11 protein-coding genes are annotated in these 15,048 nt (G+C 61.6%); all 11 read left to right on the top strand.

The genetic code is table 11. The annotated features are described in order from the left end of the window. Window positions 1-6: 6 nt before the first annotated feature. The 11 genes from FA94_RS12500 to FA94_RS12450 all read left to right on the top strand — a co-directional run bounded on the left by FA94_RS12500 (window position 7) and on the right by FA94_RS12450 (window position 15,029). Entirely contained in the window at window positions 7-429 is a 423-nt protein-coding gene (locus FA94_RS12500) for an ExbD/TolR family protein (RefSeq protein ID WP_035551443.1), read from the top strand. Window positions 430-592: 163 nt separating this feature from the next. Further along, on the top strand, window positions 593-1,021 hold the full coding sequence (locus FA94_RS12495) for an ExbD/TolR family protein (RefSeq protein WP_035551441.1): 429 nt from the start codon (window positions 593-595) through the stop codon (window positions 1,019-1,021). A 9-nt stretch (window positions 1,022-1,030) separates the two neighbouring features. Continuing rightward, window positions 1,031-2,236: a tetratricopeptide repeat protein gene (locus FA94_RS12490; protein WP_035551440.1), complete on the top strand. Its 1,206-nt coding sequence runs from the start codon at window positions 1,031-1,033 to the stop codon at window positions 2,234-2,236. Window positions 2,237-2,538: 302 nt separating this feature from the next. After that, complete coding sequence (locus tag FA94_RS12485; RefSeq protein WP_035551439.1) at window positions 2,539-3,114, top strand: helix-turn-helix domain-containing protein; 576 nt, start codon at window positions 2,539-2,541, stop codon at window positions 3,112-3,114. A gap of 378 nt (window positions 3,115-3,492) precedes the next feature. Then, a complete protein-coding gene (locus tag FA94_RS12480; protein WP_035551437.1) occupies window positions 3,493-6,228 on the top strand; it encodes a TonB-dependent receptor in 2,736 nt (911 codons plus the stop codon). 315 nt (window positions 6,229-6,543) lie between these two features. After that, window positions 6,544-8,424, top strand: coding sequence for an extracellular solute-binding protein (locus FA94_RS12475; protein WP_051981215.1), 1,881 nt, complete (start codon window positions 6,544-6,546; stop codon window positions 8,422-8,424). Window positions 8,425-8,432: 8 nt separating this feature from the next. Further along, window positions 8,433-9,485: a microcin C ABC transporter permease YejB gene (locus FA94_RS12470; protein WP_035551435.1), complete on the top strand. Its 1,053-nt coding sequence runs from the start codon at window positions 8,433-8,435 to the stop codon at window positions 9,483-9,485. After that, window positions 9,439-10,554, top strand: a complete 1,116-nt coding sequence (locus tag FA94_RS12465) for an ABC transporter permease (protein ID WP_035551433.1) — start codon at window positions 9,439-9,441, stop codon at window positions 10,552-10,554. Before FA94_RS12470 ends, FA94_RS12465 begins: the two co-directional genes overlap by 47 nt. Beyond that, the gene (locus FA94_RS12460; RefSeq protein WP_035551432.1) at window positions 10,551-12,200 is read left to right on the top strand and encodes an ABC transporter ATP-binding protein; all 1,650 of its coding nucleotides are present in this window, start codon (window positions 10,551-10,553) and stop codon (window positions 12,198-12,200) included. Before FA94_RS12465 ends, FA94_RS12460 begins: the two co-directional genes overlap by 4 nt. A gap of 31 nt (window positions 12,201-12,231) precedes the next feature. Continuing rightward, a complete protein-coding gene (locus tag FA94_RS12455) occupies window positions 12,232-13,668 on the top strand; it encodes a TldD/PmbA family protein (RefSeq protein WP_035551431.1) in 1,437 nt (478 codons plus the stop codon). Continuing rightward, entirely contained in the window at window positions 13,668-15,029 is a 1,362-nt protein-coding gene (locus FA94_RS12450) for a TldD/PmbA family protein (protein WP_051980549.1), read from the top strand. The genes FA94_RS12455 and FA94_RS12450 overlap by 1 nt, the downstream gene beginning before the upstream one ends. Window positions 15,030-15,048: the final 19 nt, after the last annotated feature.

The raw sequence follows: 15,048 nt of genomic DNA, 5'->3' as shown, positions 1-15,048 counted from the left end.
TCCGTCATGGCAATGAGCGTCGGGCAGGACGACAACGACGAGGTCATCTCCAGTATCAACACTACGCCGCTCGTCGACGTGATGCTGGTTCTGCTGATCATCTTTCTGATCACGATTCCGGTGGTCACGCACACGGTGCCGGTGCAGTTGCCGAAGGAGACGATCCAGCCGCTGCAGACCACGCCGAAGAGCATCGTCATCGCGGTCAACAAGGATGGCGACTTCTTCTGGAACGAGAAGCAGGTCGATGCGCCGACGCTGCTGGCACGACTGAAGACCGTGTCGGTGCAGACACCGCAGCCGGAAGTGCATGTTCGTGGCGATCAGTTGACGCGCTACGAATTCATCGGCCGCGTGATCACCGAGTGCGAACGCGCCGGTATCGCCAAGGTTTCGTTTATCACGGAGCCGCCGGCGCGCGGCGGCTAGGTTTGTATGGGACCGGACCCAGCGCTAAAGCGCCAGGTCCGGTCGACAGCTTTGCATGGGATTGGACTAAGCGCTAAAGCGCCAAGTCCAATCGACAGCTTTGCATGGGACCAGACTAAGCGCTAAAGCGCAAAGTCTGGTCGACAGAAGTAAGGAGTCGACAATGGGAATGAACGTATCGTCGGGCGGCGGCAGCGAGCCGGATGTGATGGTCGACATCAACACCACGCCGCTGATCGACGTGATGCTGGTGCTGCTGATCATGCTGATCATCACGATCCCGATCCAGACGCACGCGATCAAGATGAATCTGCCGGTCGGCAACCCGCCGCCGCCGATCACGCAGCCGGAAGTCGTGCAGATCGATATCGATTTCGACGGCACCACGACCTGGAACGGTCAACCGGTGCCGGACCGCGCCGCACTCGAATCGCGGCTCGCTCAGGTAGCGGCGGAACCGGTGCAGGCGGAAATTCATCTGCGGCCCAACAAGCTGGTGCCGTACAAGGATGTCGCGGCCGTGATGGCGTCCGCGCAGCGACTGGGCGCGACGAAAATCGGCCTGATCGGCAATGAGCAGTACATGCAATAGGAAAGGGCAATGCTAACGATCCATCAACGGTTCAAGCGCGCTGTGATTGCGGCCGCTGTCGGCGGACTGTCCGCGCTCACGATGCTGCCGCTCGCCGCTCATGCGGCGGACACCTTGCGGCCGGATGTGGCGAAGCCGCTGAACGCCGCGCAGGATCTGTATCGCGCGCACAAGTACAAGGACGCGTTGACGAAGATCGATCAGGCGGCCGCGGTGCCTGGCAAGACGCCGTATGAAAGCACCATGATCGAAGAGATGCGTGGTGCGGCTGCGGCGGCCGCCGGTGAATCCGGTATCGCCGCGCAATCGTACGAAACGCTGCTCAGCTCCGGCAAATTGAGCGGCGCGGACGAGCAACGTACGACCGCGGCGCTCGCGGGCATCTATTTCCAGCAGAAGAACTACGCGCAAGCGGCCAAGGTCGCGCAGCGTTATCTGAAAGCGGGTGGCGGCGATCCCGACATGCGCGTCCTGCTGGTTCAGTCCTACTACCTGTCGAACGGTTGCGCGAGCGTGGTCAGTTTGCTGAAACCGGGCATCGACGCGCAGGCGCGCGCCGGTCACGCACCGGACGAGTCGCAACTGCAATTGCTCGGCACCTGTGCGCAGCGTGTGAAGGACGACGCAACCTATCGCGGCGCGCTTGAAAAGCTGGTTGCCTATCATCCGAAGCAGTCGTATTGGGATGACATGTTCGCGGCGATTCGCAATAAGCCCGGCTATTCGTCGGCGCTCGATATCGACACGTATCGCCTGCGTCGCGCCACCGGCTCGTTGTCCACCGCCGACGACTACATGGAGATGACCCAACTCGCCATCGTTGCGGGCACAACCGCCGAAGGCAAGCAGGTGATCGACCAGGGCTTTACGTCCGGCGTGCTGGGACACGATGCGCAGGCGGATCGCGAGAAGCGCCTGCAGGCACTCGCGGCGAAACGCGCGCAAGCGCCCGCCGACCCGGCCAACCCGGTCTCGCCGGTGAATGCCGGCTTTAACCAGGTGTTCGCGGGGCAGGTCAAGCAAGGTCTCGCCGCCATGGACGCCGCCATCGCGAAGGGCGGTCTCGACCACCCGGATCAGGCGCAACTGCATCTCGGCGTGGCGTACTACGTCGCGGGCGATAAAGCGCGGGCGTTGCAGACTTTCCGTACCGTGAAGGGCACAGACGGCTCGGCCGACCTCGCCCGTTTGTGGGTGCTGGTGGCGTCGAAGTAAGAAGCTGTCTTGCCGCCGTGTTTGATCAGGCGACGCGCGCTCGAATTAATCCTCTAGCGGTTCCGGGGAGGCGCGCTCGCCGTGTAGTGTCCACGCGCTCGCCGCTGCCTGGACAAGGTTGAACGCGCAACCAGCGCGGGGCTTACGGAGAGCATGGACGTCTCAGGTCAACCAACCTGATAGAGCGTTTCGTGGCGGCATCTCATCACGCTTACCCAGCGTGCTTCACGGAGAGTGTTGCAAATCATGGAACTTAATTAGCTTCTATCAAACTATTTTTGACTACGGGATTCTGTCTTGCTATGGTTTTGCCACTCGATAACAAGGCACAGGTAGCGGTCTCAATAGGAAGCAAAATCCGCGCGCTTCGCCAACGGCTCAAGCGCACGCTGGATGAAGTGGCAAAGACTGCGGGTATTTCCAAACCCTTTCTGTCGCAGGTGGAGCGTGGTCATGCAACACCTTCGATCACGTCGTTAGTAGGTATTGCACGCGCATTAGGCGTCACGGTGCAGTACTTCGTCGACACGCCGACCGAAGACCGGTCGGTGCGCAGGGGCAACGAATTGAAGTACTTCGGCTTCGACGGAAGCGCGAATATTTTTGGACGGCTGACGAACCTGTCGGTCGGCAGCAAGCTGGAAGTCATTCTCGTCAGAATGCCGGTGGGTCAGCACCCGTCGGAGGTCACGACGCACGCAGGGGAAGAGTTTCTGTATGTGATGAGCGGCGAGATATCGCTCACATTGGAAGGTACGACGTTCGTGTTGCAGGCTGGTGACACCGCGCATTACGAGTCCACTGTGCCGCATGCCTGGGCCAATACCGCCGGAGAAGAAGCGGTACTCGTGTGGGTAGGCACACCGCGGTTGTTCTAGTGCTGCACTCGGAGTTTCTCGCGAAATCAGTCGATTCATATCTGTAAGCATGACTTAAGGTTGGAAGGGTTGTTCGGGCGGGTTAAACCACCTGTCATCCCCGTATAGGTTGTACGACATAAGAAGTGAAAACAATTAGAAAGCGCTGCGCATTTCGTTTGTAATAATTTGGTAGTCCAAAATTGACTTATTTGAAGTACTCCGCCTGTCTGGCTGAACTTGCGGTGCCGGCATGTCTTCGCCGGTTAGAGAAGCCTTGAAGAGAGTGGAGTGGCTTTAACGGAGCGCGGCGCAAGATCGCCGTATATCGAGTAGAGAGATTCACAAGATCTCTCTCACATACAGCTGTGGCCTTACTGACGAGCGAGAAGGGGAAAAATGAAACAACGGGCATTGGCGCTGGCCATCAAAAGAATAATCTGGGCTGAACTGGCATTGACGGCCGCAATCGCCGTACCGGCGTTCGCACAAAGCCAGCCGGCCACGACGGCTGCGGCAGCAGGCGCAACGACTACGGAAAGCACGCCGGCTACGCCCGCGGCTGCCGCGTCGGGCGCTGCTGCGACACCGTCGGCGAATACCGCCGCGCCTGCCGCGGGTAAGGGTAACGTCCAGCAACTGAAGCGGTTCGAAGTTACCGGTTCGCTGATCCGGAGTTCCGACAAGGTCGGCTTCAATCAGGTGCAGACGGTCACGCAAAAGGACATTCTGAATAGCGGCGCCACGACGGTCGCGGACTTTCTGCGCGACACCTCGGCCAACTCGGCGAATAGCTGGAGCGAAGGCCAGTCCGGCAACTTCGCTGCAGGCGCTGCGGGTATCGCACTGCGCGGTCTGAGCGAAAAATACACGCTGGTACTGGTGGACGGACAACGTGTCGCGCCGTTCGCGTTCTTCTCGAACAGCGTCGACTCGTTCTTCGACTTGAACACGCTGCCGCTGAACGACATCGACCGGATTGAAATCGTCAAGACCGGCGCTGTGTCGCAATACGGCTCGGACGCTGTCGCAGGCGTGGTCAACATCATCACGAAGCACGACTTCCAGGGTCTGCAACTCGACGGCAGCTACGGCAGCGCGATCAACGGCGGCGGCGGCGCCGGCACGACCAAGTTCGGCGTGCTGGGCGGTTTCGGCGACCTGAACTCCGATCGTTTCAACGTGACGGCCGCTGCGAGCTATTACAAGTCGAACGGCTTTACGCTGGCCGACCGTGACTCGACGCGCAACCAGGACTTCACGAATCAGCCGGGCGGCTTCTCGCTGCTCGCACCGTCGTACTGGAATACGCCCGGTGGCCCGCAGGCGCTGAGCGGTTGCGGGTTCGGCGGCTCGGTGCACCCTTCGGCCACCAACTCGCTGACGGCGGGACAGCCGGGCACGGTGTGCGGCTATAACACCGCGGAAGGCACGTCGATCGCGCCGATGATGGAGCGCTTCAACGCCAAGGTTCACGCCGACTTCAAGATCAACGATCAGACGACCGCCTTCGGCGACTTCCTGATCAGCAGCAACACGACCACCACGAATGACGGTCTGTGGGGCAACGTGGTCGGCAATCCGCAGAATCCGACGCTGGTCATGAACCCGCAGACGAAGCTGCTCACGCCGTTCAACATCAACGTGCCGGCGGGCAGCCCGTACAACCCGTACGGCGTGGATACGCCGCTTACGTACGCGTTCCCGAACACGGTGTCGGAAAAGACGTATGCCACTTACTGGCGCGCGTCGACCGGTCTCAAGGGCTCGTTCGGTCTGCCGAACGGCGATTGGGATTGGGCAACGTCGGTCAGCCACTCGCAAAGCACGGTTTCGAACACGTATACGAACCAGCTGAACGCGAATGCACTGGCCAACATCTACCAGAACGGTACGTTCGACTTCGCGAATCCGTCGGCGACGCCTAATGGCTTGAACGGTCTGTATCAGGACGCGAACAACCTGGCGATCTCGAAGCTCGACACGGTTGATGCGACGCTGTCCACGCCGACGCTGTTCCATCTGCCGGCCGGCGATGTGGGCTTCGGTATGGGCGCGCAGTTCACGCACCAGAGCGAAGTGATGAACCCGGGCGCCGCATTTGCAACGGGTGAGGTCATCAACCCGAATCTGCAGACGGTGAACGGTCAGCGTAACGTGGCGGCCGTGTACTACCAGGTCGACATTCCGATCATCCACAACCTGACGTTCAGCCAGTCGGGCCGTTACGACCACTACAGCGATGTGGGTGGTGCGTTCTCGCCGCGCTTCGCATTGCGCTACCAGCCGGTGCAGGCTTTGACGATGTACACGTCGTACAGCCGCGGCTTCCGTGCGCCGACGTTCGTGGAAAACAGCAAGTCGCAAACGCTGGGTATCCAGGTGGACCAGGCGTCGGGCCAGAACTACACGTCGATCACCGAGGGCAATCCGAATCTCGCCCCGGAACGTACGCGTAACCTGAACATCGGCTTCCAGTTGGCGCCGACCCGCACGACCGACATCGGCTTCGACTGGTACAAGATTCGCGTGGATAACGTGATCGGCCAGGGCTCGCCGTCGCAGACCGTGCTCGATGCCAACGGCAACCTGCTGTACAAGGTCATTCCGTACGCGAACCTGGGTTACCTCGACACGAATGGCTTTGAAGGTACGTTCCGCCAGGCACTGCCGACCACGACTGCGGGTACGTTCACCCTGTCGGGCGACTGGGCTTACGTGAACAGCTTCAAGATCGGCAGCCCGGGTAAGGCGCCGGTCAACGGTGCGGGTAACAACTACACCCTCACGCAACCGTTCGGCGGCAGCTTCCCGCGCTGGAAGGGCAACACCACTGTGGACTGGTCGTACCACAAGTTCGACGCGGCGCTCACGTGGCAGTTCACGGGTCCGTACGCACAGAACCTGTCGCCGGCCACGAGCAAAGTGGGTTCGTACAGCCAGTTCAACCTGATGGTGACGTACACGGGCTTCAAGCACTGGACGATCTTCGGCGGCATCGACAATATCTTCAATCGCACGCCTCCGTATGATCCGATCTTCGCGAACGGCACGCTGGATCAGAATGGTTACGACCAATCGATCTATTCGTACATCGGCCGTTTTGCACAGGTTGGCGCGACGTACAAGTTCTGATGTCTGAGCGATCAGGCTGAAGAATCATGAAGGATCTGCCGCTCCGGTTTCTTGCAGTCAAGGAACCGGAGCGGGTTGTTCTGGTCGAGTACTTTTCTTGCGACGACGGTGCATACGGGCTGTCGTTGCAACGGATCGACTCGCACCGGCAATGGCGACCGGCTGTTGCCGGGTCGCGGGTTGAATCGCGTTCGGGCCACAAGCCGGTGCGCACTGTATGGGCTGACGAAAAGAATGATGAAAACCGGACTGCTGCGCCTGCACGACGCATTAGGCTGTTCACTCGTCGCGATGCGCCGCGCCGCACGCGTGTCAATGACGACTGCACTAGCCAATGGCACATTCGGCGCTTTGGTCGTGCTCGCTGCGATCCCGCACGTGGCGCAGGCGAAACCGTCGATCGCGCAATACGATCAGCCGAAATACCCCGACAATTTCACGCACTTCGACTACGCGAATCCTGACGCGCCGACCAAAGGTTCGCTCAGTTTCGAGAACTACAACGAACTGCAAAGCTACGATTCGCTGAATCCGTTTCTGTTACGCGGCGCCCCTGCGCCCGACATTCAGAACCTGATGTTCGACACGCTGATGCAGCGTAGCTGGGACGAACTCGCGTCCGAATACCCGCTGATCGCGGACAACGTCGACGTTGCCGCGGACCTCAGCTCCGCGACCTTCCATATCAATCCCGCCGCGCGCTTTTCCAACGGCGACCCGATCACGGCCGCCGACGTCAAATATTCGTTCGACACGTTGACGAGCTCGCACGCTTCACCGGTTTTCAACGCGCAGTTCTCGGTGATCAAAAGCGCGACGGTGATCGATAAGAACACGATCCGTTTCGACTTCAAACACGCCGAGCGCGACGCGCCGCTGATTGCCGGCGATCTGCCGATCTTCTCGCCGAAGTGGGGCATGCAGGCCGACGGCAAACGCCCGCCGTTCGACCAGATCGCGACCCAGCCGCCGATCAGCAGCGGCCCTTATCTGATCGAATACCGCAAGAACGACAAGCAGATTTCGTATCGCCGCAATCCTGACTACTGGGCGGCGAATCTGCCGTCGCGGCGTGGCATGTTCCGTTTCGAGCGCATCACGTTCAAGCTGTACCGCGACCATTACACGCAACTCGAAGCCTTCAAGGCCGGCGACGCCGACGCGATCGTCGAGTACAGCGCCACTCAATGGGCACGCAAATACGTCGGCAAGAACTTCGACAACGGCTTGTTGAAGAAGGGCGATTTCAGCGACGGTCCCGCGCAGATGCAGGGCATGCTGATGAATCTGCGCAAGCCGATGTTCAAGGATCCGCGCGTGCGTCAGGCGCTGACCATGGCGCTGGACTACGACTGGATGAACCGGATGATGTTCTACGGTCAGTACCGTCGCACCAACAGCTATTTCGAAGCCAGCCCATTCGGCGCGACCGGTATGCCGGGCCCGAAGGAACTCGCGTTGCTCGAGCCGCTGAAGGGCGAAGTGCCGCCCGAAGTATTCGGCCCGATGCTCAAGCAGCCGGACACGATTCCGCCGAACTCGCTGCGCGGCAATCTGCGCGCCGCACGCGATCTGCTCGCGCAAGCCGGTTGGCACTATCGCGACGGCGCGTTGCGCGACGAGAACGGCACGCCGATGGTGATCGAGGTGATGGACGACCAGCCCGGCATGGACCGCCTGATCCTGCCGTATATGCAGGCGCTCAGCACGCTCGGCATTCAGGCGCATATGCGTGAGATCGACAGCGCGTTGTACGAGAAGCGGCTCAACAACTTCGAGTACGACATGACCACGTTCATCTATCCGCCGGTGACGATTCCGGGCGCGGAACTGACGCGCCGTTTCGGCAGCGCGGCCGCGTCGGAAATCGGCTCCGAGAACTATCCGGGCATTCGTTCGAAAGCCGTCGATTCGCTGATTCACGCTGCGCTGTCCGCCGACAACCTCGACGATCTGGAAGCCGCGACCAAGGCCCTGGATCGCGTCCTGATCTATTCGTTCTATCTGGTGCCCGAGTACTACTCGCCAGGCGCGCGAATCGGCTACAAGACCACGCTCGGCTTTCCGAAGACCGTGCCGATGTCGTACCAGTACGAAGACTGGGTGATCAACTACTGGTACGTCAAAGCCCCGGCCACCCAGTCCGCTTCAAACACCACCGCTGCCGCCGCTGCATCAGCGGCCACGGCCCACTGAGGACCCGCATGCTTGCCTACATTCTCAGACGATTGCTTTTGATGGTGCCGACGCTGCTCGGCGTCGTCACGCTGACCTTTGTCGTCACGCAGTTCGTGCCGGGTGGGCCGGTCGAACAGGTGATGACGCAACTCCGCCACGGCACTGGCCGTGGCGGAGAGGCGGGGGCAGGGGGCGGCGGTTATCACGGCAGCCAGGGCGTCGATCCGCAACAGATCGAGCAGATCAAGAAGCAGTTCGGCTTCGATAAGCCGCCGCTCGAACGTTATCTGCTGATGCTCAAGCACTACGCGACTTTCGATCTCGGCCAGTCCTACTACGAGCACGAAAGCGTCTGGGGCGTGATCCGCTCCAAACTGCCCGTGTCGATCACGCTCGGGTTGTGGACGGTGATGCTCACGTATCTGATATCGGTGCCGTTGGGGATCTCGAAAGCGATTCGCAACGGCTCGCGCTTCGACACGGTGACGAGCGTGCTGGTGCTTGCCGGTTACGCGATTCCCGGCTTCGTGCTCGGCGTGCTGCTGCTGATGCTGTTCGGCGGCGGCACCTTCTGGCAGGTATTTCCGATGCGCGGCCTCACGTCGGATAACTTCAGCGACCTCAGTACCTTCGGCAAAGTACTCGACTATCTGTGGCACATCGTGCTGCCGGTCACGGCTTCAGTGGTCGGCAACTTCGCGATCGTCACGATCCTGACCAAGAACACCTTTCTCGAAGAAATCGGCCGTCAATACGTATTGACCGCGCGCGCCAAGGGCGCGCCGGAGCGCGACGTGTTGTGGAAACACGTGCTGCGCAATGCCGCGATTCCGCTGCTGACCGGTTTGCCGGCGGCCTTCGTCGGTGCGTTTCTGAACGGCAATCTGCTGATCGAAACGTTGTTCTCGCTCGATGGCATGGGCCAACTGTCGTACGACTCGGTGATCCGCCGTGATTACCCCGTCGTACTCGGTTCGCTGTTCCTGTTCACGCTGATCGCCCTCGTAACCAAACTTATCGCAGACGTCTGCTATGTCCTCGTCGACCCCCGCATCCAATTCAACCGCCTGGACCGCTGACATGTCCGGTGCGGCGCACGCGGCGTCACCGTCTCCTTGGCGGCGTACGTGGCAGCGCTTCAAGCGGCAGCGTCTCGGCTACTGGAGCCTCGTGATCTTCGTGACGCTGTTCGTCATCAGTCTGTTCGGCGAGGTGCTGTCCAACGACCGGCCGCTGATGGTGCGTTACGACGGCCATTACTACTTTCCGATCGTGAAGGATTATTCGGAAAGGTTGTTTGGCGGCGATTTCCCGGCCAAGGCGAACTACCTCGATCCGTATATCCGCTCGCGGCTCGAATCGAACGGTAACTTCGCGATCTATCCGCCGAATCACTTCAACTACGACACGATCGACTACTTCGCCGCGAATCCGTATCCGGCACCGCCGACCTCGTCGAACTGGCTCGGCACGGATCAGTTCGGCCGCGACGTGCTGGCGCGGCTGCTGTACGGCTTCCGTCTGTCGGTGCTGATGGCGCTGGCGCTGACGGTGTCCGGCGTGGCGATCGGCGTTTTGACGGGCGCGGTGCAGGGCTTCTACGGCGGGCGCACCGATCTGATCGGCCAGCGCCTGATCGAAATCTGGAGTTCGATGCCGGACCTGTATCTGCTGATCATCTTCGCGTCGATTTTCGAACCGACGCTGTGGCTGCTGTTCATTCTGCTGTCCATGTTCGGCTGGCTCGTGCTGTCCGACTACGTCCGCGCCGAATTCCTGCGCAACCGTTCGCTCGATTACGTCAAAGCGGCGCGCACGATGGGGCTGTCGAACTGGCAGATCATGTGGCGCCACGTGTTGCCGAACAGCCTGACGCCGGTCATCACGTTCCTGCCGTTCCGCATGAGCGCGGCGATTCTGTCGCTGACCAGTCTGGACTTTCTGGGTCTCGGCGTGCCGCCGCCGACGCCGAGCCTCGGCGAGTTGCTGCAGGAGGGCAAGAACAATCTCGACGCATGGTGGATCTCGGTGTCGGCGTTTGCTGCGCTGGTGATCACGCTGTTGCTGCTGACCTTCATGGGCGACGCTTTGCGTAACGCGCTCGATACCCGTTCGCGTGGTTCCGCTTTCGGTGGAGGTCCGCGATGAGCGCCAAACAGAGTCCCGGTAACGTGCAAAACGGCCGGCCCTTGCTGGAAATCGACCGCTTTTCCGTCAAGTTCGGCGACAAGATCGCCGTGCATGAACTCAGTCTCTCGATCGCGCGCGGCGAGCGTGTCGCGCTGGTCGGCGAATCGGGTTCGGGCAAGAGCGTCACCGCGTTGTCGATTCTGCGTCTGGTCGAACATGCCGAACTGAGCGGCCGCATGCTGCTCGACGGTGAAGACCTGTTGCAGAAAACCGAGCAGCAGATGCGCGGTCTGCGCGGCGCCGATGTGGCGATGGTGTTTCAGGAGCCGATGACCGCGCTCAATCCGCTCTTCACGATCGGCAAGCAGATTGCCGAGAGCCTGCGTTTGCACGAAGGTTTGCGGCCCAATGCGGCGCGTCAGCGCGGCATCGAATTGCTTCGCCGCACGGGCATTCCCGAGCCGGAACGGCGCATCGACAGCTTTCCGCACCAACTGTCCGGTGGGCAGCGTCAGCGCGCGATGATCGCCATGGCGCTCGCGTGCCGTCCGCGTTTGCTGCTGGCCGACGAACCGACCACCGCGCTCGACGTCACCGTGCGTCAGCAGATCGTCGATCTGTTGATTTCGTTGCAGGAGCAGGAAGCGGCGGAACGCGGCATGGCCGTGCTGTTGATTACGCACGATCTGAATCTGGTGAAGCGTTTCGCGCAGCGTGTCGCGGTGATGGAAAAGGGCGTACTCGTCGAAACCAATACGACCGAAGCGCTGTTCTCCCATCCGCAGCATCCGTACACGCGGCGCCTGCTGGACAGCGAACCGCAGCGCGCGGTCGAGCCGGTCGAGCCGGGCGCACCGCGCCTGCTTGAAGTGCAGGGGCTCGCGGTCGACTACAGCATGTCTGCGAAAGGCTGGCGTTCGCTGTTCGGCCGCTCGACGTTCCGCGCGGTGCAGGACGTCGATCTGAGCGTGCGGCGCGGTGAAACGCTCGGCATTGTGGGTGAATCCGGTTCCGGCAAGTCGACGCTCGCGGCAACCGTGCTCGGTCTGCAGCGACCGGCGGCCGGCGCGATTCATATCGACGGTTTGCCGCTCGCCTCGCTGAAAACAGCGAAAGCGCGCCGTGCGCTCTATGCGCGCATGCAGGTCGTGTTTCAGGACCCATTCGGTTCGCTGTCGCCGCGTATGACGGTCGAGCAGATCATCGGCGAAGGTCTGGTCATGCATAGTCCGGAACTCGACGCGAAAGCGCGGCGCGCGCGCATCGGCGGCTTGCTCGAAGAAGTCGGCATGCCCGCGGACGCGATGCTGCGCTATCCGCACGAGTTCTCCGGCGGCCAGCGTCAGCGGATCGCGATTGCCCGCGCGCTGGCTGTGGAGCCGGAACTGCTGGTGCTCGACGAGCCGACCAGCGCGCTCGACGTGTCGATCCAGAAACAGGTGCTGAATCTACTGACAAATCTGCAGAAAAAGTACAAGCTTAGCTATTTGTTCATTACGCACGATCTCGCGGTGATGCGCGCCATGGCGCACCGCGTGATCGTGATGAAGTCGGGCCGCATTGTCGAAGCGGGCGACACGCTCGACGTGCTGCATGCCCCGTCGCATCCTTACACGCAGTCGCTGCTGGCCTCATCCATGATCGTGCCGGAGCCGACCGCCTGATCGCTTTCCACGAGATCTACGAGACACGTGAATGATTGACGAACGTTGGGCGCAAGCCGCCCGTACGCTGACAAGCCGCGCGGCGTTCTGGTCGCTGCGCATTGTGGACGAGCAGATCGACGATCACGAGATCCGCAACGACATTGCGCAGCCGTTGCGCACCGTGCGCGATCGCGGCGCCATGTTGATTGCGTGGGTGGGCGCGGGTTCGGGCTATGCGGCCACCGCGAATCTCACGGCGGCGGGCCTGCAGGCGGCGCTCGATATCGCCACCGCGCGCGCGGAGGCGAGCGCGGCGTTGTCGCTGATCGATCATCGCGAGGTGGCGCGTCCCACCGCGAGCGGCCACTACGTGTCGCCGAATGCGCAACGCGCGTTGCCGAGTCGTGCCGAATGGCTCGACATGCTGGCCGCCGAATGCGCGAGCGCCAATCTCGACGCGAAGATCGTCGAGCGTGTGGCGGGCGTGCAGATCACGCATACCGACCAGCTCTACATGACCGGCGACGGCGTGCGGATCGACCAGCAATTCCGCTTCGTGATGCCGCAACTGAGTGTGGCCGCGCATGCGAACGGCGACACGCAGGTGCGCACGCTCGGCGGCAATTACGGCACGCTCGGGCAGGGCGGCATTGAAGTGCTCGCGCGCTTCGGTTTCGAAGGGTCCGGCGTGCGCGTCGCCAATGAAGCGCTGCAATTGCTGGCCGCGCCGAACTGCCCGTCGGGCAAACGTGACCTGCTGCTAATGCCCGATCAGATGATGCTGCAGATTCACGAGTCGATCGGTCATCCGCTCGAACTCGACCGCATTCTCGGCGACGAACGCAATTTCGCGGGCTGGAGTTTCGTCAAGCAGGACATGTTCGGTTCTTACCGCTACGGCTCGGAACTGCTGAACGTGACCTTCGACCCCGAGTTGCGTGAGGAAGCCGCCTCGTATGCGTTCGACGACGACGGCACCGTTGCCGACAAGCAGTTCCTGATTCGCAACGGCGTACTCGAACGGCCGCTGGGCGGCGCGCTGTCGCAGCAACGCGCGCGCATGTCCGGCGTGGCGAACTCGCGGGCGTCGAACTGGAACCGTCCGCCGATCGACCGTATGGCGAACCTGAACATCGAACCCGGCGAGAGTTCGCTGGAGCAGATGATCGGCAATATCGAACACGGCATTCTGATGCGCACCAACACGTCCTGGTCGATCGACGACCATCGCAACAAATTCCAGTTCGGCTGCGAATTCGGCCAGTTGATCGAGAACGGCAAGCTCACGCAGGTGGTCAAGCAGCCGAATTATCGCGGCATCTCGGCGAATTTCTGGCGCAGTCTGAGCGCGGTCGGCAATACCGGCACGCGCGAGGTGTATGGCACGTCGATGTGCGGCAAAGGCGAACCGGCGCAGATCATTCGCGTGGGGCATGCCTCACCGGCTTGCGTGTTTAGCGATATCGACGTGTTCGGAGGCGCCTGATGAACCAGTTCATTGCTTCGCGCGCCACGACGTCGGTCGACTGGCAGTCGCATTTCACGTCGCTGGCGGACGCGATCGAGCGCCTGCAGCAAGACGGCGAAACCACGCTCAGTTCGTTTGCCGGTGAACAGTCCGACTTTATCCGCTTCAACACGGGCAAAGTGCGGCAGACCGGCAGCGTGTCGCAAGGCAAGCTGACCTTGCGCCTGATCGACGGCGCGCGTCAGGCGTATTCCACGCTGACCGTGTGCGGCGATCTGCAACAGGATCTCGACGAAGTGAGCGCCGCGCTCGCCACGTTGCGCGAAGGCTTGCGCGATGCCGCAGACGATCCGCATCTGCTGTTCGATACCTCGAAATGGTCGCGCGCCACGCAACGCTCCGGCAAATTGCCGGAACCGGACGGCTTGTTGCGCACTGTCGCGCAAGCGGCGGAAGGCCTCGATTTCGTGGGTTTTTACGCGGGCGGCACGATCGTGCGCGGCTTCGCATCCACGAGCGGCAGCCGCGGCTGGTACGAAGTCGACAACTTCAACTTTAGCTGGTCGCTGTACGACCCGAGCGGCCGCGCGATCAAAACGAGTTATGCCGGCGACGACTGGAGCGACGCCGTGTTCAACCGCAAGGTGGAGCAGGCCGCCGCGCGTCTCGAAGTGCTTGCGCGCACACCGCGCGCTTTGGAGCCGGGCCGTTACCGCGCGTGGATCGCACCCGCCGCGCTCGCCGAATTGCTCGGCGTCGCGTCGTGGAGCGGTTTTTCCGCACGCGCGCAGGCGAGTTCGCGCAGCGAGCTGTACAAACTGCATGTGGGAGAAATCGTAGTCGACCCGCGCGTTTCGATCAGCGAAGATCTGAGTCTCGGCATTACGCCCAGCTTCAACGACGACGGCTATCTGCGCGACAGCGTCCCGCTGATCGAAGCCGGCCATAGCGCCGAACGTTTGACCAACGCACGCAGCGCGCGCGAATACGGTTTAACGCCGAACGGCGCGTTGGCGAGCGAGTCGCCGGTCGCGCTGTCCATGAAAGCGGGCGACCTGCCGGAAGAAGACGTGCTGGCGAAACTCGGCACCGGCCTCTATATCGGCAATCTCTGGTACGTGAATTTCTCGGACCGGATGAATTGCCGCCTGACCGGCATGACGCGTTTCGCGACCTTCTGGGTGGAAAACGGCGAGATCGTCGCACCGCTCGAAGCCATGCGTTTCGACGACAGTCTGTACCGGCTGCTCGGCAGCGAACTCGAACAACTCGGCGCGCAGGCCGAACTGCTATTGAGCGACTCGACGTGGGGCGAGCGCGCGACGGGCGGCATGCAACTGCCCGGCATTCTGGTGAGGTCCTTTGAATTGACGTTATAGGCCTATGGATCAACACTCA

Origin of the sequence: Burkholderia sp. 9120 (assembly GCF_000745015.1) — a bacterium.
GTDB lineage: Bacteria > Pseudomonadota > Gammaproteobacteria > Burkholderiales > Burkholderiaceae > Paraburkholderia.
The sequence above is the reverse complement of the archived record's forward strand: the minus strand, read 5'-3'. Positions and strand labels throughout refer to the sequence as shown.